Source organism: Serratia sp. A07 (assembly GCF_058725505.1).
This window is the reverse complement of record NZ_JBZXDO010000050.1, coordinates 1-18,824: the sequence shown is the minus strand read 5'-3', so window position 1 is coordinate 18,824 and position 18,824 is coordinate 1. Positions and strand designations below refer to the sequence as shown.

The following is an 18,824-nucleotide window of genomic DNA, read 5'->3' as shown; positions in this document are numbered from 1 at the left end:
GGGCTCTATGAGTCCGAACTTAGAGCGCCCCTCTGGGGCGTAGTCAAAGCCGCCTTCTATGAAGGCGGATTTTTACTTGTCTCTCCGGCAAACATTAAGGTAATGAAATGAACGAGAAAATTTTCACCCTGCCCGTTTCCGAACAGATTTCGCCTTACATCAGCCAGCGTCAACTCGATGAGCTGGGCGTGGTTGTGGTGTCGCACCCGAAAGTGCGCGCGGCCGTCGCGCTGCAAGGCGCCCATTTGCTGGCCTGGCAGCCCAGCGGTGAGCAGCCGGTGATTTGGCTCAGCAGCAATACCCCCTTCGCCAAAGGCAAGGCCATCCGCGGCGGCGTGCCGATCTGCTGGCCGTGGTTCGGCCCGGTAGCCCAACCCTCCCACGGTTTTGCCCGTAATCAGCCCTGGAGCCTGACGGCGCACGATGAAGATGACAACGGCGTCATCCTGACCTTTACCCTGAAAGACAATGAGCAGACCCGCAAACTGTGGCCGCACGCCTTCACGCTGATTGCCCGCTTCAAGCTGGGTGTGGAGTGCGAGATCGAGTTGGAATCGCACGGCGATTATCAGGCTACGGCGGCGCTGCACAGCTACTTCCAGGTCGGCGACATCGATCGGGTCAGCGTGGCGGGCCTGGGCGAGCCTTATATCGACAAGGTGGCGGGCGGCGCTGAGGCGCGCCAGGCGGGCGAAGTGACCTTCGTCGGCCAAACCGACCGCGTCTACACCCGCCCGGAGGCCTTCAGCCAGATCCGCGATCCGGCGCTCGCGCGCACCATCGAGGTTCACCACCATCATATGAGTGACGTTATCGCCTGGAACCCGGGCGTAGAGCTCTCCTGCAGCATGGGGGATATGCCGAACGACGGTTACAAGACCATGGTCTGCGTAGAGACCGGGCGCGTCAGTAAACCGCTGGTCGCCGCCGGCGAACAACCGGCCCGTTTGGGTGTGACCTTCCGCAGCCGTAAGAAAGCCTGAAAAGCCGTGCGCGGCAGCGCACCACAGATGTGCAAAAGGGGCGCCAGCGCCCCTTTTTGATGCACGCCATGCACGATGATCGTGCAATGCGTGATTAGAAGGTGTAGCTCACACCCGTCATCAGCAAACCGGTGTAGGATTTATCCACCATCGGACTGTCTTTCACTTCATCAGACAACTTCACATAGCGGCCGACGAAGAAGGCATTCCAGCTTTTGTTGATCTGGTAATTGGCGCTCAGCTCGAGATACGGCGCCCAGCTATCGCCTGGGGTATAGCTGTCAAGGCCGCTGCGGCGCGATTCATTGGCGCTGACGCCATAGTAATATTTGTTCTGGTTCTTGCTGTTCCACATCACGCCCACGCCCGGGACCAGCGTCAGCGCGTCCAGATCAAACTTGTACAGGTAAGCCACATCGCCCACCAGGCCGTTGCTGTTGTTCAGCGTGTCGCCGGTGAAGGTGGTGCGGAGAGTGCCCCACTCGGCGTTGTGCGAGTAGGCCAGGCCGGCCATCAGCGTGCCGCGGCGCTTGTCGAGACGCTTCATGCGATCGTCGTCGCTGTCGCCCGGACGGTAGCCCCATGGCGTGTAGTAACCCATGATGCTCAGCTGGTTTTCTTGATCCTTCCACAGGTAGTAACCGGCAGTCAGAGTACGGAAGTAGAAGTCGTCACCTTCATAGTCGATAACGGGCACCGGATAAACGCGGTCCTGATAACCACGATACGCGTCCGGGCTAACCAGCGCGGCAGCGCCGAGTGACCAGGTTCCCGCCTGAGCACTTTGCGCACAAACCATTGCGGAAGCGATAATTGCTAGCGTTTTGAGTTTTGAAATCTTCACTGGTTCTTTTTCCATAAATTACAGGGTTAATAGCTGCAACAGTTTATGTGAAAATTTAGTTACGCGCCTAATCTTTACAATAGAAAACGACCAAGATCGAATAACTTATAGCGGAATTATGAATTAATCATGGCGGAACGGTGACGTTTCATCCCGCAGGCCGCGCCAGACAAGGCATTTGGCTCACACGGTAATAACTGAGTCATTGATATGACTTAAAAAAAGCTTTTTCTGCGGCAGGAAATTTTCCGGCAAGCAAACTAAGCTTAAATCAGAAGGTGAATTTATCCTGGGCCCAGTGGCATACAGCGCAACTCGCGATAATAAGCGCACCAAGTTGGCATACGGGTTGCTGTACTCAGGCGTATTCTCATCTTTCGGGAGCCAGAACACTATCACACGCTCTCTTTAACCTGTGCTAATAACGAAAGGACGGGCATCATGAACATATTTGACCACTATCGCCAGCGCTACGAAGCTGCCAAGGACGAAGAGTTCACACTGCAGGAATTTCTTACCATTTGCCGGCAAGATCGCAGTGCCTATGCCAACGCGGCCGAACGTCTGCTGATGGCTATCGGTGAACCTGTGATGGTCGACACTGCGCTAGAATCACGCCTGTCGCGCCTGTTCTCCAACCGCGTGATCGCACGCTATCCGGCCTTCTAAGAATTCTACGGCATGGAAGAGGCCATCGAACAGATCGTCTCTTACCTGAAACACGCCGCGCAGGGCCTGGAAGAGAAGAAACAGATCCTGTACCTGCTCGGCCCGGTGGGCGGCGGTAAATCCTCGCTGGCAGAACGCCTGAAGGCGCTGATGCAGCGCGTGCCCATCTATACCCTCAGCGCCAACGGCGAACGCAGCCCGGTCAACGATCATCCGCTGTGCCTGTTCAATCCGCAGGAAGATGCCTCGATCCTGGAAAAAGAGTTCAACATCCCCAGTCGCTATCTCGGTACCATCATGTCGCCGTGGGCGGCCAAGCGCCTGCATGAGTTCGGCGGCGACATCACCAAGTTTAAAGTCGTGAAAGTGCGCCCTTCCATTCTGGAACAGATCGCCATCGCCAAAACCGAACCGGGCGACGAGAACAACCAGGACATCTCTGCGCTGGTCGGTAAAGTGGATATCCGTAAACTGGAGAACCACGCGCAGAACGATCCGGACGCCTACGGGTACTCCGGTGCCCTGTGCCGCGCCAACCAGGGGATAATGGAATTCGTCGAGATGTTCAAAGCACCGATCAAGGTGCTGCACCCGCTGCTGACGGCGACCCAGGAAGGTAACTACAACGGCACCGAGGGCATCTCCGCCCTGCCGTTCAACGGCATTATTCTGGCGCACTCCAACGAATCCGAATGGGTGACCTTCCGTAACAACAAGAACAACGAAGCGTTCCTCGACCGCGTGTACATCGTCAAGGTACCTTACTGCCTGCGCGTGTCGGAAGAGATCAAGATTTACGACAAATTGCTGGACCACAGCGAGCTGACCCACGCGCCCTGCGCGCCGGGCACCCTGGAGACGCTGGCGCGGTTTAGCGTGCTGTCGCGGCTGAAAGAGCCGGAAAACTCGAGCATTTACTCGAAAATGCGCGTGTACGACGGCGAAAGCCTCAAGGATACCGATCCGAAGGCCAAGTCCTATCAGGAGTACCGCGACTACGCCGGGGTTGACGAAGGCATGAACGGCCTCTCCACCCGTTTCGCCTTTAAAATCCTCTCGCGAGTGTTTAACTTCGATCACGCCGAGGTGGCGGCTAACCCGGTGCACCTGTTCTATGTGTTGGAACAGCAGATCGAACGCGAACAGTTCCCGCAGGATTTGGCCGAGAAATACCTGGAGCACCTGAAAGGCTACCTGATCCCGAAATACGCCGAGTTTATCGGCAAGGAGATCCAGACCGCCTATCTGGAATCCTACTCGGAATACGGACAGAACATTTTCGATCGCTACGTGACCTACGCGGACTTCTGGATTCAGGATCAGGAGTATCGCGATCCCGATACCGGTCAGCTGTTCGATCGTGAGTCCCTGAACGCCGAGCTGGAGAAAATTGAAAAGCCGGCCGGGATCAGCAATCCGAAAGATTTCCGTAACGAAATCGTGAACTTCGTGCTGCGTGCCAGCGCCAATAACAACGGCCGTAACCCGAACTGGACCAGCTACGAGAAGCTGCGCACCGTGATCGAGAAGAATATGTTCTCCAATACCGAAGAGCTGTTGCCGGTGATTTCGTTCAACGCCAAAACCTCGACGGACGAGCAGAAAAAACACGACGACTTCGTCGACCGTATGATGGAGAAAGGCTATACCCGTAAGCAGGTGCGCCTGCTGTGTGAATGGTATCTGCGGGTCAGAAAATCCTCATAACGCCTCAGGTAAGCGGCATTATCAGGGCCATGTCCACCGTCATGGACGTTGCAGCGCAGCCCACGGAGGGGCGGCACATTGCGCTGCAGCGACCGGGACATGAAGAGTTGGCAACGTCGTTTGGGGGAAGTATGGCCTATTTCATTGACCGACGGCTGAACGGCAAAAACAAGAGCATGGTGAACCGCCAGCGCTTCTTGCGTCGTTACAAGTCGCAAATCAAACAGTCGATTGCCGAAGCCATCAACAAGCGTTCGGTCACCGACGTAGACAGCGGGGAATCGGTCTCCATCCCCACTGACGATATCAACGAACCGATGTTTCATCAGGGGCGCGGCGGCACGCGCCATCGGGTGCATCCGGGCAACGACCACTTCGTGCAGAACGATCGCGTTGAGCGGCCTCAGGGCGGATCAGGCGGTGGCGGCGGCCAGGGCAACGCCAGCCAGGACGGTGAAGGCCAGGATGAGTTCGTCTTCCAGATTTCCAAAGACGAGTATCTCGATCTTTTGTTCGAAGATCTTGCCCTGCCCAACCTGAAAAAGAACCAGTACAAGCAGTTGACCGAGTTCAAAACCCACCGCGCAGGCTATACCGCCAACGGTGTGCCGGCCAACATCAGCGTCGTGCGATCGCTGCAAAACTCGCTGGCGCGGCGTACCGCCATGACCGCCGGGAAAAGGCGCGCGTTGCACGAACTGGAAGACGAGTTGAACCAGCTGGAAAACACTGAACCGGTGCAGTTGCTGGAAGAGGAGCGGTTGCGCAAGGAGATTGCCGAACTGCGCAAGAAAATCGAAAGCGTGCCGTTCATCGACACCTTCGATTTGCGCTACAAAAACTATGAGCGCCGGCCGGAACCCTCCAGCCAGGCGGTGATGTTCTGCCTGATGGACGTGTCCGGCTCGATGGATCAGGCGACCAAAGATATGGCCAAACGTTTTTACATTCTGCTTTATCTGTTCCTGAGCCGTACCTACAAAAACGTCGAGGTGGTCTATATTCGCCACCACACCCAGGCGAAAGAGGTGGACGAACAGGAGTTCTTCTATTCGCAAGAAACCGGCGGCACCATCGTCTCCAGCGCGCTGAAGCTGATGAACGACGTCGTCGAAGAGCGCTACGACCCGGCGCAATGGAATATCTACGCCGCGCAGGCGTCGGACGGTGACAACTGGGCCGACGATTCACCGCTGTGTCATGAGCTGTTGGCGAAGAAGCTCCTGCCGATGGTGCGTTATTACAGCTATATAGAAATCACTCGTCGCGCTCATCAGACGCTGTGGCGCGAATATGAGGATCTGCAGGCGAAATTCGACAACTTCGCCATGCAGCATATCCGCGAGCCGGACGATATTTATCCGGTATTCCGCGAACTGTTTCGCAAGCAAACCGTGTGAATAGCACCGCGCGAACGTCACCACAGCCGGAGAATGACATTTTCCGGCTGTTTCTTTTTCACCATTATATATTCAGAATATCTATGTTTAATTTTTAAACAAACCCAATATCAATAATAAGCCACATTGCCTAGAACGGCCCTCCCTATTATTTGCGCTTCTGAGGTTATTCCTAAACATTCGCCTCCTGGCCCGCACGGCTTGATAGGAATATTCCCATTCAGTTATCGTTACCTCATCGCTTAAGTCCTTTACTAAGCGAAATTTGCCTCATTGTATTTTTCCATGGCTTCTCAGCCCTCCACGGCGGGCATTTACCTGTCAGCAGGTTAGACATCATGATCGACTACACTCTCTATGGCCTCAACAAGCAAGATGTTGATGAATACCATAAGCAAATATGCTGCCTGCTCGGCAAAAGCGTGCTGCTGGTGCTGACCGCCAACAAGCCGATAACCAAACAGAATCTGCTCGCCTGCCTTATCCAGGAGGTGGAAAAACAACCCGATGATTATTTTCAGAGACTGCATCGTGCAGCAATAGAAATGATCGGCGTCAACGGGCGTTAAGGCGATATGCGCAAGGCGGAAATCTACGCCATTATTGCCACCCTCGTGGTGTTAATGATGATGTTCATCATTACCCTTGATAGCGATATCAACCCTTATCCTTAATAAGCGCCTATTACGCCGGCTCTTTAGCCCGACGTAATAGACAGTCTGTTGCGGGCTGTCACCTTGATTACCTTTCTGCCCTGGCTTTATTCATAACCGGCCGCTTCGTCAATCAATCCCGCCACCTCTGCGGCATGGGAAACCAGCGAAGCATGACTGGCATCCAGCACCATAGCTTTCTTGGCCCGCAGCCGCTGCGCCATGTGCCGCTGATTCTCCGGCGCTATCATGCGATCGTCGCTGGAGAGCTGATACCATGACGGTTTATGTTTCCATGCCGGTTCGCCGATGGTGTTACCGAAGGTATCGGCCAGCGGAGCCTTCTGCGCCACCGCCATCACCAGCGCTTCGTCGGCAGTCAGATCCTGGCAAAAGCTCTCGTGAAACTTGTCGGCTTTGATCCACAGATAGCCGTCGCTGTCCGGGGCCAGATTCGCCACCGCCGCAGGAGGATGCGCTTGCGTAATACCGCCGGGGCTTTCTCCGGCGTCCGGCGCAAAGGCGGCGATGTAGACCAGGCCGACCACATTAGGCAGGTTGCCCATTGCCGTGATCACGGCACCACCGTAAGAGTGCCCCACCAACAATACCGGCCCCGCTTGCTGCGCGACCATCTTGCGCGTGCGTTCCGCATCCTCAGCCAACGAGGTCAGCGGCATTTCCACCGCATGCATCGCCGAATATCCCCTACGCGACAACTCGAGGATGACCTTACTCCAGTGCGCGGCGCCGCCCCAGAATCCGTGTACCAGCACGATAGTGGGTTTTGTGCTCATTGCCGACTCCTTCATCTTAGGGAAGCGCTATAGACAGATAAACTGCAGCCCTTAAGGGGCGCGCCTTGCTACCGGCGACGTCACGCAGTCCTCATTTTTATATAGTCAGGCTCACGGTGTTCGGCAATAGCTCCGACGGGTTAACGCACGCGATTTCCCGGCATCGCCATGGCCTATCCACGCAGCGTGTAAAGCAAAAAACGGGATTAAAACTAGGATTTTTACCCATACCGATCTAAAATTTCGCGCAAAAACAAAGAGAAGTAAATTTAGCTCACCGGGAAAAGGAATGAAGTTGTGAAGGAAATGATCTCCATCGTTTTTATGGCATGCCTGCTGGCGCTGCTGTTTTCGTGGCTGTTCGTCTACGGTCTTAACATTCATTAAACCTGCGGCGGCAATAAATCCCCCTCCCTGGCTGGCAAGCAGCGCATCGGGACGATGCGCTAAAACCGCCCCCCAAAGTGCCCACGAAAGCAAAACCTGACGCCATCCCGCCTTAACCTTTCCGCCCACAGATACATCAATAATATTTACGGATAACAGTCCTATCCCCTTTCTGCGTCCCTCGTCGACTTTTTTCTGACCTGGCGTAGCCCCCCAAACAGAGGGCTTGCCAGACGCAAAATGTTACCGGTAACTATGTTGTTGATTTCTTTTTGTAATAACCGGAAAGCCGTTAATAACCCTACGTTCTTTATAGAAATAAATTATGCATTCTTATGGATAAAGGTATGAATAAACGGCCTTTGGTCATTGATTATCACCCGCCAAGCTCCTAGAATTCGCGCGTAAAAATACAACTGGGATCGGGTTTCATGTCGTCGCTGTGGGTTGCAACGCAATACTGTTATTTTATTGGTCTGTTAGTTTCTATGATTTTCACCTACCTGGTTAGCCGGGACACCGTCAAAATACGCTGTATCAGCGCACTGACCATCGGGTTAACTTGGCCGTTGAGCCTGCCGGTCGTGTTGCTGTTTTCGCTGTTCTAATCCCCCAACAGACCTCGCGGCGGGCTTGGTTTTTTAAACAGCCATGCTAATGAAAAAGGAAAGGCCGCCGGCGTCGCGGATTTTTGGCGTGGGATAAAAAAAACGCCAGCGCAAGGCTGGCATGAAAACTGGAAGCAATGTGAGCAATGTCGTGCCGGCTCGGGGGGCACAGAAGGAGACAACCCTTTCCCCTCACCGGCGAAAAAGATGATAATACGTCTCATTATTGATTGTAAAGTCATTTCCCTGCGCAACGTTTCCCCTTTGGGAAAATATCAGCCGCGCGGCGCTCGCCAGCACCGATACAATCGCCCCGTCCCCCACACCAGCAGCCACAGCAAAATATTCATCCCCAACCAGAGCATCAGCAAGTAGAAGAAAGTTTGATAACCGGGTATGCCCCGGTCGGCCAAAAACGGGTTGAAGTGCAAAAATTTGACGATCGCGAAGGGGTTAAGATTGAAACGGTTGAACACGGCCGCCGTCAACAGCGGCGGCAACAGCGAGTAAAACGCCAGGCTGAACAGCAGCAGAATCTTAGTGCCCGAAGTGTTTTTATAATCTTTCATATCAATATATTGCGTCTTTCATCATGGTGCAGAAACCGCCAAATAGTCGCACGCCAGCCGACCCCGCGCACGAAAAAGAGTTCCAGGCCAGCGCGGAAATAAAGCCGATCCTGTGTTTAATCGTCATTTAGCGCTCGGGTGATATATACCCTGTGAATTTTAAATTACGATGCCGCCGCGCCGTCTTCAACCGCAGCGTTTGCCGGGCATCATCAGGAGGCATTAATGAAACCGGACGCACTCGCCCTGCCGCCGAGCCCGAAAAAGCTCAAAGTGATCTACGGCTGGTATATTTACGTGATCTATATCCTGCTGGTTTTCAACATTTACATGGCGGTCTACAACGTCTGCGTTCGGCATCCGCTTGAGGCGCCCCTGCTGTCGCTGTTTCACAGCCTGTTCCTCGCGCTGATGCTGCAGCAGGTGCTCAAGAAAAACGTCGTTTTCGCCTGGATCTTGCTGAGTTATTTTATTCTGATGCGCCTGTATTACGCCAATGTGCTGCATGTTGAATTCACGCTGGTGAGCCGCGGCCTGGTGCTGCTGATTCTGACGCTGCTGCTTACCGGCGCCGTGGCCGTCGGGCAACTGGCCACGCCCCCGCAGCGGCATGACTGGCTGGCGCGGCTGGGTTGGCAGCAATGGGGAGCGCTCACGGCGCTGGCGGCCATCCTGACCCCGTTGATTACCACTGACTATCTGGGGTAAACACGGCGCTATTTGGGGATATGGGGCTCGGAAATGTCTACGATGCGGCATATTTTGGTGTAGTTGCCCGCCTTCTCACAGATCTTGTCCGTGACAAACACGCTAAGGTAGCCCAGCAGCAGCAAGTAGCCAACCATGCACAGAATAAAGATAAGCGTTCTCACCGATAGCGACCAACCAGACAAGAGTATCCCAAGCATCATAACCTGAACGCGGCGCTTTAAAAGGATTTCATGTGCGCACCGGCCGCATCGGCGCACGTTCTGTAGTAACATTAAGCTACCACGCCAACCACCGGAAACGCCGATGCACCATCTGATGTTAGATATTGAAACCCTGGATATAAAACCCAGCGCCGTCATTCTAGTGATTGCGGCGGTGTTTTTCGATCCCCGAACCGGGGAGCTGGGCGCCGAATTCGAAGCCGCCGTCAGCAGCCAGAAAGACCAACCGGGCCGTACCATCAGCCTGGATACGGTCGCCTGGTGGGCGAAACAGTCCGATGAAGCGCGCAAGCAGGCCTTCGGCGGCACCGAGAGCCTGAAGCGCGTGCTGAGCAGCCTTAGCCGCTTCATCCATATGAACAGCACCGATACGGTGAAAGTCTGGGGCAACGGCAAAGAGTTCGACTGCGCGATCCTCGAGCACGCCTTCCAGCAGCTGGAAATGCCCTGCCCGTGGAAATTCTGGGATACTCAGGACGTACGCACGGTGATCACGCTGGCGGAACTGCACGGCTTTAACCCGAAAAAGACCCGCCCGTTCGAGGGCATGCCGCATCGCGCGCTGGATGATGCTCGCCACCAGGCCCGCTATGTGGCCGACACCGTCTCGGCGCTCTATTACCGCCAGGGGGCGCAGCGCTGACCCGCTTTGCCCCTTTTCATTTGCCGCCAGAGTCTCTACTCTAGCCCTCTTTGTCACTCGGACGTGCCTTTCCTGTTATGCAAAAGTTTCTGTTTATGCTTCTCAGCCTGGTGCTGCTCGGCCCATTAGGCATCGATCTTTACCTGCCGACCATTCCCGCCATTGCCGTCGGCCTCGGCAGCAGTGAAGCGCTGATCCAATCCACCATATCGCTGTTTATACTGGTGCTCGGCCTCGGCCAGGTCATCGCCGGCCCGCTGGTCGATAACTATGGACGCAAGCCGGTGGCGCTGGCCGGCATTATCCTCTACATGATCGGCGCCGCGATGGCGGCGCTGGCCACCAACCCGACTGTTTTCATCGCTTCGCGTCTGCTGCAAGGGGTGGCTGTTTGCTGCACCGCCGTCGTCGCCTTCAGCGGCGTGCGCGATCGCCTGAATGGCGACGACGCCGCCCGCGCTTTCGGTTTTCTCAACGGCACGCTGAACATCATCCCAGCGCTGGCGCCGCTGCTCGGTGGCCTGCTCGCCGAAGCCTTCGGCTGGCGCGCGCCTTTCTGGTTCCTGGTCGGCTATGCGCTGCTGGTGTTGGCGCTCATCGCGCTGCGCTTGCCGGAAACCCGCCCCGCTGATACCGTGCCGGTCAAAGGGCTGCCGGTGCGCCAATACGCGCGTATCCTCAGCGAACGCCGCTTCCTCTCCTTTGCGGTGGTGAACTCCGGGGCGATGGGCATGGCGCTGACCTACGTTTCTCTGGCACCGAACGTGCTGATGGGTACCGCCGGCCTGACCCCGCTGCAATTCTCGCTGGTGTTCGGCGCCAACGGTTTCTGGATCATGCTGGTGAGCTTCTTCGCCAACCGCATCATCCACAAGGTCGGCCGCCCGGTTTGTCTGGCGACCGGCGGCATGTTGATGGGGCTTGGCTGTCTGGGCCTGCTGCTGGGCGTCATGCTGTTGCCTGCAACGGCACAAGCGCACTGGCTGGCGTATATGCTGCCGGTCGCCAGCGCCTGCGCCGGGTTGGCGTTCGTGATGGGCCCGGCCACCAGCTACGCGCTGGAGCCGTATTCCAATGAGGCCGGCGTCGCGTCCGCGCTGGTCGGTTTCGTGCAGATGGCGGGCGGCGCCGCGCTGGGTTTGGTGGCGATGGCGTTGCCGCTGCAACCCAAGCTCTCGCTGGCGCTGGTGATGCTGGCAGGCTGCCTGCTGGCGCTGCATGCGCGGCGGCTCAGCAAGCAGATTAAAGGGCAGATTAGAAAAGTCGCCTGAGCCGCGGCTCAGGCTTCGGTGACGACCGGCACCCGCGCCGCTAAGGCCGACAGCAGCTCATAGCCTAACGTCCCTGCCGCCGTGGCCACCTCGTCCACCGGCAGGCGTTTCCCCCACAGCTCCACTTCGGCGCCCAGTTCGACTTGCGGACAGGGCGTCAGATCCACCGCCAGCATGTCCATCGATACCGTTCCCAGCGTGCGCGTCAGTACACCATCCACCCATACCGGCGTACCGGTCGGCGCATGGCGCGGATAGCCGTCGGCATAGCCGCAGGCCACCACGCCGATACGCTGCGCGCCGGCGGCGCTGTAACGGCCGCCGTACCCCACGCGATCGCCAGACTTCAGCTGTTGAATGCCGATGATCTCGCTGCTCAGCGTCATCGCCGGCTGCAGCCCCGTCGCCGCAACATCATTCCAGCAACCACTCGGCGAAGCGCCATACAGAATGATCCCAGGGCGGACCCAGCTGCCATGGGTCGAAGGGTGCCACAGCGTAGCGGCCGAGTTGGCCAGGCAGCGCGGCAGCGGTATATCGGTAGCCGCCGTCTCGATAGTGGCCATCTGCTGGGTTACGCCTTCCGGGCCGTCGGCGGTAGCGAAATGGCTCATCAGCGTCAGTTCGGCGATGTTGGCAACCGCCTGCGCCCTTTGCCACACCTCGCGCAGCCGCTCGGGTGCAAACCCCAACCGATTCATGCCGCTGTTCACTTTCAGATAAACATTGAGCGGCGCGCTCAGCGTGGCGTCGGCGATCGCCGCCAGCTGCCAGTCGCTGTGCACCGCCGTCGTCAGGCGATAACGATCGAGCAACGCCAGATCCTGCGGCTGGAAGAAACCTTCCAGCAGTAGAATCGGCCCTTGCCAACCCGATTCGCGCAACAGCACCGCTTCGGCCAGATCCAGCATGGCGAAGCCGTCGGTTTGCGCCATGCTGCGCCAAACGTGTTTGATACCGTGGCCATAGGCGTTGGCTTTGACCACCGCCCACACTTTGGCGCCGGGGGCGAAACGGCGCACCACCTGCAGGTTATTTTCAATCGCGCCGAGATGCATCGTGGCGGTTATGGGACGGGGCATCGGTTCTCCTTGGGGCAGCATACAGCGGCCACGCGCGCCTGCGCGTGGCCGGGAAAGTCTATGACAGCGTCGACGATTAACGTGCGGGATGCACGTCGTTCAGCGGAACCGCGTGTTGCTGGCGAAACCCGGCGCTGTAACGCGCCACCGCCAGATCATCGGAAGGGATCGCCGGCGTAATACCGGACATCAGATCGGACAACAGCTGCCCGGAACCGCAGGCCATCGTCCAGCCCAACGTGCCATGCCCGGTATTGAGATACAGGTTCTTCAGCGAAGTGCGGCCGACAATCGGCGTGCCGTCCGGCGTCATCGGCCGCAGGCCGGTCCAGAACGTCGCGTCCTCCACTCTGCCGCCGTTTGGGTAGAGATCGCGTACCACCATCTCCAGCGTTTCGCGCCGTTTTTGCTCCAGCTGCGTGTTGAAACCGACGATCTCCGCCATGCCGCCAACGCGAATACGCTGGTCGAAGCGCGTGATGGCGATTTTATAGGTCTCATCCAATACCGTAGAGAACGGCGCCGCCGCTTCGTCGGTGATAGGAATGGTCAACGAATAGCCCTTCAGCGGGTAAACCGGTATCGACACCAGGCCGCGCAGCAGCGCCGTGGAGTAGGAGCCGAACGCCACCACGTAGCTATCGGCCTTGAACACTTCCTCGCCACACTGCACGCCGGCGATTTTGTCGCCCTCCACCAGCAGACGATCGACGCTGCGGTTGAACAGAAAAGTCACGCCCGCCTGCTCTGCCATCTTCGCCAGCTGTTGCGTAAACAGCTGGCAATCGCCGGTCTCGTCGTTCGGCAGCTGCAGGCCACCGGTCAGCTTGTGCGCCACCTGGGCCAGCGCCGGCTCAACGCTGGCGAGCTGGCTGGCCTCCAGCAGTTTGTAAGGCACCCCGGCATCTTCCAATACCGCAATGTCTTTCGCTGCGTTTTCGAACTGTTGTTGGGTGCGGAACAGCTGCAGCGTGCCGCCCTGGCGGCCTTCGTACTGGATGCCGGTTTCCTGCCGCAGCGCCTTGATACAGTCGCGGCTATATTCTGCCAGGCGCACCATACGGCCTTTGTTGGTCATGTAGTGTTCGGTGTTGCAGTTTTTCAGCATCTGCCACATCCAGTTGAGCTGGAAGCTGCTGCCGTCGAGACGGATCGCCAACGGCGCATGGCGTTGGAACATCCACTTGATGGCCTTCAGCGGCACGCCCGGCGCCGCCCAGGGAGCGGCATAGCCCGGTGAAATCTGCCCGGCGTTCGCCGCGCTGGTTTCCAGTGCAGGACCTGGCTGACGATCGATCACCGTCACCTCATGCCCCGCCTTCGCCAAATACCAGGCACTGGCTACGCCCACCACTCCACTACCTAAAATTACCACTCGCATCGCTGACTCCAGCTCAAGGCTTCACAAAGCATAATCTTCTGCTCACAGGAAATTAACTCAGTGAAAAAATCCGTCCAACAACTTCATCATCAAACGTGACAATATTCACAATTAATTTATCGTCGATGGGTTCTGCATTTGCAATAGCCACCTGAAAATAGCGATAAGATGCGGTTTAAGGGGGGATACGGCGTCAGAGCACCGCTGATTCGATAGCAATGCTAGCAATGATAGCAAGAAAAAAAGGCGTGATAAGTAACAATGATTTAACAGAATATAAAAATACCACTCATCACATAATCAGAATAAAAAACCAATAAAATTAAAAAAACCAAAACAACAGACAAAGAGAGGCGTTTCTCCTCGCAGCAGAAAAATCGCGTAAAATTTCAGCGAAAAATTAACCTTTATTTTACTACCGGAATAAAACGACCGATTACCTCAGCCCGTTTAGGTTGAGTGCTGCAGCACGATATGAACGTTAAAGCCAGAAGCAGCTCCTAAAGTTCATATTGTCGCTCTTCCGGAGAATCCCTTATGTTCATCGCCCTCTACCGGTTCTCAGTCAAACCCGGACACGAACAAGCCTTTCGCCAGGCTTGGCTTGAATTAACCCAAGGCATTTATCTGCAGCGCGGCAGCCTCGGCTCCCGCCTGCACCGTGATATGGGCGGGCAGTTTATTGGCTACGCGCAGTGGCCAAGCCGCGCTGCATGGGAAAGCGCCGGTGATATTCAGTTGGATGAGCGCTATCGTCACGCCCGGGAACGAATGCGCGCGACGTTATTGGCGGATGAAACGTTATTTGAAATGGCAGTGACGGACGATTACCTGCAAATCAGACCGTTTGGCTGAGCACAAGCCCACGCAAGCGGGCTTGTGGTTGCGGGGGAGCGGCATCAATGATGCAGCATCTCGTCCACGACTTCTTTAGTCTGCAGCTGGAAGGGATAATAGGTCGGCCAGTTGTCCATCTCTTTCAGCAACGCCTCCTGCGACGTATTACCCATAAAGATATGGAAATGCGCCGATTTGCGCGGGCCGATAATGTGATCGCTGAACTGCACGAATTTCGGCGCCAGGCTGCCGGCATCCTGGCATTCGAACAGATAACGCACGCCCTTTTTACCAGAGACATACGTCAGGATCTTATGCCCGGCGTACTTATACTGACAGGCGCTGGATTGGTCGCCGCGATGAAACTCCATGACGCCGTTCTCAATGCCGATGGTATCCACATCGGTGGCGTACCCTTTGCGGTAATAGGCCTTCACTTCTTCGAAGGTCTTGCTCATATCCTGCTCCGCCTTCTTCTTGAACACCGGATCGAGATCCCCATTGAGCAGATAAGGATACACGGATTGCCACACGCCCTCCCAATCCGCCAGGTCGCGATCTTTGACGTCTTTATCGTCGAATATGCCCGCTTCCGCCTTTTTTTCCACTTCCGTCAGCGGCTTGCCATGTGAATGATGCCCGTGGGCAAGCGCCTGCCCACCGATAAACAACGCTGCCAGCGCCACCGCCAGTTTGCCAAAATGCCTCGCCAAAAGATGCTCCTTGTCCGTCATTGAGAAAATTAAAAGTTACAATATAACATAACAAATTTCAATCCCAATGCGCCCTTATCGGCAGGTCTCTTTGCTGAATGGCAATAGGCGAACGGTGACCTGGAACAACAGGATGCGTTGACTGCGAGAGACTTGTCAGGCTGGAGGGTTTCTTGTTGACGTTGTGCTAGAATCCCGGCCAGTGATTGTCCGAGATAACATGAAAGCTTTATGAAAAAACCGCTAAACCCGTGGCTTGACCTATGCAGGTCCGCTGCAATCATTATGGTCATTCTCTCACACGGCAGAACGTTTCTACTGTCAGCATTTCCAGCGGCGCAAACTTTTAAGTTCGGTGGCTTCTTAGGGGTAGAACTGTTCTTCGTCTTATCCGGATTTCTGATCGGCAGAATCATATTCGAGAAGGTGAAAGCAGCCAGAACACCACTCGGCTGGATCCCCGCGTTTTGGTTTCGGCGCTGGATGAGAACCTATCCCAGCTATCTACTTTTTTTATTACTAAATTTATTCTTCATTAACAATATCAGGCCTGAAGCACTGCCCAACATACTGGCCTTCTCCACGTTCACGCAGAGCTTAGTCCATCCACACCCCACCTTCTTCGGTGAGGCCTGGAGTCTGGCTGTTGAAGAAGTTTTTTATTTCTTATTCCCCATAGTGATAGCCGTTTTTTTATTCATAACGAAAGATAGAAAAGTCAGTATTCTCTTGGCCATTGCCGCTATGATACTGATGTCTTTGCTCTTTAGAGTGAACGCAGCGCTGAATACGCAACTGACGTTTAACGAAATTCGCTCAACATCGTTATATCGTCTTGACTCGCTCATGATTGGCGTTATTTTTTCCTGGCTGTTTGTATCAAATAAAATCAACCGGTTCTTCTGGGTAGGATTATTACTTATTCCTATCGCGATAGCCATCGCGTCTCAGCCTGATGCTTTCATGGATGAAAGCAGGTTCCTGAAAGTCTTTTTATTTGATATTGCCAACATTGGCTTCGCTTGCCTGATAACCGCGTTCTACAATACGGATATTCCCAATGCAGTGAAAGCGGTAACCTCCAGAATTGCACGCTGGTCTTACGCCGCCTATCTAACCAATCTGCCCGTTTTATTAGCCCTTAATCACTACTTACCGAAACCCGATTCTGCTATCGGTTGCCTTGCAATGTGGTCACTGTTTGTCGCCATGACAATGCTCAGCGCCAAGCTGGTTTATGAACTCTTTGAGGTGAGAATCCTGCGGTTGAGGGATCGCCTGAAAGCCGCATGACCATTTTGCGCAACATCTTTCCCCCGCCTTTTTGAAAACAGACCGCTTCATTATCGAAGCGGTTTCTACCCCTCTTTCACAAACATCGGCATTCAACGCACCGCGCGGCTTCACCTATTGCGCCCCCCAGCCGCAGGGTTATACTCGAAGAGGAAGCGCGGCGCTGCGCCGCCTTCTGCCGGGACGGACGCGGCGCCGGCGGGCGCTGGATTGACTGCCGTTCGCTCCCCTGCGTACCGACATTTTTATTTCACTGATTTGCAACGGTTAATTATGACTTGAACTATGCTTGTTACAGGGCCTGCCGTTTGAGCAAGACCCGTGAATAATGAGGGTGCGCTGATGACTACTTCAACACATGAAAAGGTTAAGGATGATAAACGTCTGAGCGATGGACCGGACTGGACGTTCGAGCTGCTGCAGGTGTATTTGGAGCAGATCGACCGCGTCGCCAAGCATTACCGGCTCGACACCTACCCCCATCAGATCGAGGTGATCACCTCCGAGCAGATGATGGACGCCTATTCGAGCGTCGGCATGCCGATCAACTATACCCATTGGTCCTTCGGCAAGAAGTTCATCGAAACCGAACAGCGCTACAAACAGGGCCAGCAAGGGCTGGCCTATGAAATCGTCATCAACTCCAATCCCTGCATCGCCTACCTGATGGAAGAGAACACCATCACCATGCAGGCGCTGGTGATGGCGCACGCCTGCTATGGCCACAACTCGTTCTTCAAGAATAACTATCTGTTCCGCAGCTGGACCGACGCCAGCTCCATCGTCGATTATCTGCTGTTCGCCCGCCACTACATCAGCCAGTGCGAAGAACGCTACGGCGTCGATGAAGTGGAGCGGTTGCTGGACTCCTGCCACGCGCTGATGAACTACGGCGTCGACAGATACAAACGCCCGCAGAAAATCTCCCTGGTAGAAGAGAAAGCGCGCCAGAAAAGCCGCGAAGAGTATCTGCAAAGCCAGGTGAACACGCTGTGGAAGACCCTGCCGCGCGTCGAACGCGAAGAGTCGCCGGAGCAGGCGCGCCGGTATCCGAGCGAGCCGCAGGAAAATATCCTCTATTTCATCGAGAAGAATGCGCCGCTGTTGGAACCCTGGCAGCGTGAGGTGCTGCGCATCGTGCGCAAGGTCAGCCAGTATTTTTACCCGCAAAAGCAGACTCAGGTGATGAACGAGGGCTGGGCCACTTTCTGGCACTACACCATCCTCAACCATCTGTACGACGAGGGTCGGGTGACCGAGCGGTTTATGCTGGAGTTTTTGCACAGCCACACCAACGTGGTGTATCAGCCGCCGTATAACAGCCCGTACTATAACGGCATCAACCCCTATGCGCTGGGCTTCGCCATGTTCCAGGACATCAAGCGCATCTGCCAGTCGCCAACCGAAGAAGACCGCTACTGGTTCCCGGACATCGCCGGCAAAGACTGGCTGGACACCTTGCACTTCGCCATGCGCGACTTCAAGGACGAGAGCTTTATCAGCCAGTTCCTATCGCCCAAAGTGATGCGCGATTTCCGGTTGTTCACCGTGCTGGACGACGATCGCAACAACTATCTGGAGATTGCCGCGATCCATAACGAAGCCGGTTACCGGGCGATCCGCCAGGAGCTGTCGGCGCAATACAACCTGAGCAACCATGAGCCGAACATTCAGATCTGGAACGTGGACCTGCGCGGCGACCGCTCGCTGACGTTGCGTTACATCCCGCAGGAACGCGCACCGCTGGATAAGAGCCGCCGCGACGTGTTGAAACACCTGCATCGCCTGTGGGGCTTCGACGTGATCCTCGAGCAGCAAAACGAAGATGGCAGCGTGGAGTTGCTCGATCGTTGCCCGCCGCGGCCAACGCCGCTGTAACCGCCACAACGACAAAGGGCGCCAAATGGCGTAATGCCGATCAGTTAAGGATCACTTGAACGATCCTGTCGCTGTGTAAGAATCCGTAATCTCTCTGAGATTACGGATTTTTTTATGTTGCTGAGTCAGGCTCTTGATACCGTTCTTAAATTCTCCCCCAAAGAATTCGCTGCGCTT

Annotated in this window: 17 protein-coding genes and 1 pseudogene; 11 read left to right on the top strand and 7 right to left on the bottom strand. The window is 55.7% G+C overall.

Annotation, left to right across the window (positions count from 1 at the left end):
• Positions 1-107: 107 nt before the first annotated feature.
• The gene (locus AC4PR2_RS25670) at positions 108-983 is read left to right on the top strand and encodes a D-hexose-6-phosphate mutarotase (protein WP_060423843.1); all 876 of its coding nucleotides are present in this window, start codon (positions 108-110) and stop codon (positions 981-983) included.
• Positions 984-1,077: 94 nt separating this feature from the next.
• Here AC4PR2_RS25670 and AC4PR2_RS25665 read toward each other — a convergent pair whose 3' ends face one another.
• A complete protein-coding gene (locus AC4PR2_RS25665; protein WP_015378103.1) occupies positions 1,078-1,842 on the bottom strand; it encodes a MipA/OmpV family protein in 765 nt (254 codons plus the stop codon).
• A gap of 426 nt (positions 1,843-2,268) precedes the next feature.
• On the opposite strand from AC4PR2_RS25665, the pseudogene yeaG reads away from it, so the two are divergent.
• The 3 genes and pseudogenes from yeaG (at position 2,269) to AC4PR2_RS25650 (ending at position 6,172) form a co-directional block, all read left to right on the top strand.
• Positions 2,269-4,203 (top strand): annotated as a pseudogene (gene yeaG / locus AC4PR2_RS25660) (protein kinase YeaG).
• Positions 4,204-4,334: 131 nt separating this feature from the next.
• Positions 4,335-5,603 (top strand): YeaH/YhbH family protein, encoded by a 1,269-nt coding sequence (locus AC4PR2_RS25655; RefSeq protein WP_060423846.1) that lies wholly within the window; start codon positions 4,335-4,337, stop codon positions 5,601-5,603.
• A gap of 338 nt (positions 5,604-5,941) precedes the next feature.
• A complete protein-coding gene (locus tag AC4PR2_RS25650; protein ID WP_060423848.1) occupies positions 5,942-6,172 on the top strand; it encodes a biofilm development regulator YmgB/AriR family protein in 231 nt (76 codons plus the stop codon).
• Positions 6,173-6,363: 191 nt separating this feature from the next.
• Here AC4PR2_RS25650 and AC4PR2_RS25645 read toward each other — a convergent pair whose 3' ends face one another.
• Together AC4PR2_RS25645 and AC4PR2_RS25640 are read right to left on the bottom strand one after the other, a co-directional pair.
• Positions 6,364-7,053 (bottom strand): alpha/beta hydrolase, encoded by a 690-nt coding sequence (locus AC4PR2_RS25645; protein ID WP_330112825.1) that lies wholly within the window; start codon positions 7,051-7,053, stop codon positions 6,364-6,366.
• 111 nt (positions 7,054-7,164) lie between these two features.
• Positions 7,165-7,569 carry a hypothetical protein gene (locus tag AC4PR2_RS25640; protein ID WP_492175651.1) on the bottom strand — a complete coding sequence of 135 codons (405 nt, stop codon included), beginning with the start codon at positions 7,567-7,569 and terminating at the stop codon, positions 7,165-7,167.
• 302 nt (positions 7,570-7,871) lie between these two features.
• On the opposite strand from AC4PR2_RS25640, the gene AC4PR2_RS25635 reads away from it, so the two are divergent.
• On the top strand, positions 7,872-8,048 hold the full coding sequence (locus tag AC4PR2_RS25635) for a GhoT/OrtT family toxin (RefSeq protein ID WP_033634815.1): 177 nt from the start codon (positions 7,872-7,874) through the stop codon (positions 8,046-8,048).
• 275 nt (positions 8,049-8,323) lie between these two features.
• Here AC4PR2_RS25635 and AC4PR2_RS25630 read toward each other — a convergent pair whose 3' ends face one another.
• The gene (locus AC4PR2_RS25630; RefSeq protein ID WP_060423851.1) at positions 8,324-8,617 is read right to left on the bottom strand and encodes a hypothetical protein; all 294 of its coding nucleotides are present in this window, start codon (positions 8,615-8,617) and stop codon (positions 8,324-8,326) included.
• A 225-nt stretch (positions 8,618-8,842) separates the two neighbouring features.
• On the opposite strand from AC4PR2_RS25630, the gene AC4PR2_RS25625 reads away from it, so the two are divergent.
• From AC4PR2_RS25625 to AC4PR2_RS25615, 3 genes are all read left to right on the top strand, one after another.
• Positions 8,843-9,325 (top strand): hypothetical protein, encoded by a 483-nt coding sequence (locus AC4PR2_RS25625; RefSeq protein WP_060439792.1) that lies wholly within the window; start codon positions 8,843-8,845, stop codon positions 9,323-9,325.
• A 306-nt stretch (positions 9,326-9,631) separates the two neighbouring features.
• A complete protein-coding gene (locus tag AC4PR2_RS25620; RefSeq protein ID WP_100395682.1) occupies positions 9,632-10,192 on the top strand; it encodes a 3'-5' exonuclease in 561 nt (186 codons plus the stop codon).
• 77 nt (positions 10,193-10,269) lie between these two features.
• Complete coding sequence (locus tag AC4PR2_RS25615; RefSeq protein WP_060423860.1) at positions 10,270-11,463, top strand: multidrug effflux MFS transporter; 1,194 nt, start codon at positions 10,270-10,272, stop codon at positions 11,461-11,463.
• Between the two features lie 8 nt (positions 11,464-11,471).
• Here the strand turns inward: AC4PR2_RS25615 and dadX are convergent, their stop codons facing one another.
• Both dadX and AC4PR2_RS25605 read right to left on the bottom strand, forming a co-directional pair.
• Positions 11,472-12,545 carry a catabolic alanine racemase DadX gene (dadX, locus tag AC4PR2_RS25610; RefSeq protein WP_060423863.1) on the bottom strand — a complete coding sequence of 358 codons (1,074 nt, stop codon included), beginning with the start codon at positions 12,543-12,545 and terminating at the stop codon, positions 11,472-11,474.
• Between the two features lie 76 nt (positions 12,546-12,621).
• Positions 12,622-13,926: a D-amino acid dehydrogenase gene (locus AC4PR2_RS25605; RefSeq protein WP_060423866.1), complete on the bottom strand. Its 1,305-nt coding sequence runs from the start codon at positions 13,924-13,926 to the stop codon at positions 12,622-12,624.
• 537 nt (positions 13,927-14,463) lie between these two features.
• On the opposite strand from AC4PR2_RS25605, the gene AC4PR2_RS25600 reads away from it, so the two are divergent.
• On the top strand, positions 14,464-14,781 hold the full coding sequence (locus tag AC4PR2_RS25600) for an antibiotic biosynthesis monooxygenase family protein (RefSeq protein ID WP_084827699.1): 318 nt from the start codon (positions 14,464-14,466) through the stop codon (positions 14,779-14,781).
• 44 nt (positions 14,782-14,825) lie between these two features.
• Here AC4PR2_RS25600 and zinT read toward each other — a convergent pair whose 3' ends face one another.
• Complete coding sequence (gene zinT, locus AC4PR2_RS25595; protein ID WP_492175649.1) at positions 14,826-15,476, bottom strand: metal-binding protein ZinT; 651 nt, start codon at positions 15,474-15,476, stop codon at positions 14,826-14,828.
• A 231-nt stretch (positions 15,477-15,707) separates the two neighbouring features.
• Here zinT and AC4PR2_RS25590 point away from each other — a divergent pair, with 231 nt between their 5' ends.
• Together AC4PR2_RS25590 and AC4PR2_RS25585 are read left to right on the top strand one after the other, a co-directional pair.
• Positions 15,708-16,769: an acyltransferase family protein gene (locus AC4PR2_RS25590; protein ID WP_049202493.1), complete on the top strand. Its 1,062-nt coding sequence runs from the start codon at positions 15,708-15,710 to the stop codon at positions 16,767-16,769.
• Between the two features lie 342 nt (positions 16,770-17,111).
• A complete protein-coding gene (locus AC4PR2_RS25585) occupies positions 17,112-18,647 on the top strand; it encodes a SpoVR family protein (protein ID WP_004932268.1) in 1,536 nt (511 codons plus the stop codon).
• Positions 18,648-18,824: the final 177 nt, after the last annotated feature.

Excerpts from the sequence above, each read along its gene's own strand:
- AC4PR2_RS25670 (WP_060423843.1), top strand. The coding sequence starts at position 108 with ATGAACGAGAAAATTTTCACCCTGCCCGTTTCCGAACAGATTTCGCCT.
- AC4PR2_RS25665 (WP_015378103.1), bottom strand. The coding sequence starts at position 1,842 with ATGGAAAAAGAACCAGTGAAGATTTCAAAACTCAAAACGCTAGCAATT.
- AC4PR2_RS25655 (WP_060423846.1), top strand. The coding sequence starts at position 4,335 with ATGGCCTATTTCATTGACCGACGGCTGAACGGCAAAAACAAGAGCATG.
- AC4PR2_RS25650 (WP_060423848.1), top strand. The coding sequence starts at position 5,942 with ATGATCGACTACACTCTCTATGGCCTCAACAAGCAAGATGTTGATGAA.
- AC4PR2_RS25645 (WP_330112825.1), bottom strand. The coding sequence starts at position 7,053 with ATGAGCACAAAACCCACTATCGTGCTGGTACACGGATTCTGGGGCGGC.
- AC4PR2_RS25635 (WP_033634815.1), top strand. The coding sequence starts at position 7,872 with ATGTCGTCGCTGTGGGTTGCAACGCAATACTGTTATTTTATTGGTCTG.
- AC4PR2_RS25630 (WP_060423851.1), bottom strand. The coding sequence starts at position 8,617 with ATGAAAGATTATAAAAACACTTCGGGCACTAAGATTCTGCTGCTGTTC.
- AC4PR2_RS25625 (WP_060439792.1), top strand. The coding sequence starts at position 8,843 with ATGAAACCGGACGCACTCGCCCTGCCGCCGAGCCCGAAAAAGCTCAAA.
- AC4PR2_RS25620 (WP_100395682.1), top strand. The coding sequence starts at position 9,632 with ATGCACCATCTGATGTTAGATATTGAAACCCTGGATATAAAACCCAGC.
- AC4PR2_RS25615 (WP_060423860.1), top strand. The coding sequence starts at position 10,270 with ATGCAAAAGTTTCTGTTTATGCTTCTCAGCCTGGTGCTGCTCGGCCCA.
- dadX (WP_060423863.1), bottom strand. The coding sequence starts at position 12,545 with ATGCCCCGTCCCATAACCGCCACGATGCATCTCGGCGCGATTGAAAAT.
- AC4PR2_RS25605 (WP_060423866.1), bottom strand. The coding sequence starts at position 13,926 with ATGCGAGTGGTAATTTTAGGTAGTGGAGTGGTGGGCGTAGCCAGTGCC.
- AC4PR2_RS25600 (WP_084827699.1), top strand. The coding sequence starts at position 14,464 with ATGTTCATCGCCCTCTACCGGTTCTCAGTCAAACCCGGACACGAACAA.
- AC4PR2_RS25590 (WP_049202493.1), top strand. The coding sequence starts at position 15,708 with ATGAAAAAACCGCTAAACCCGTGGCTTGACCTATGCAGGTCCGCTGCA.
- AC4PR2_RS25585 (WP_004932268.1), top strand. The coding sequence starts at position 17,112 with ATGACTACTTCAACACATGAAAAGGTTAAGGATGATAAACGTCTGAGC.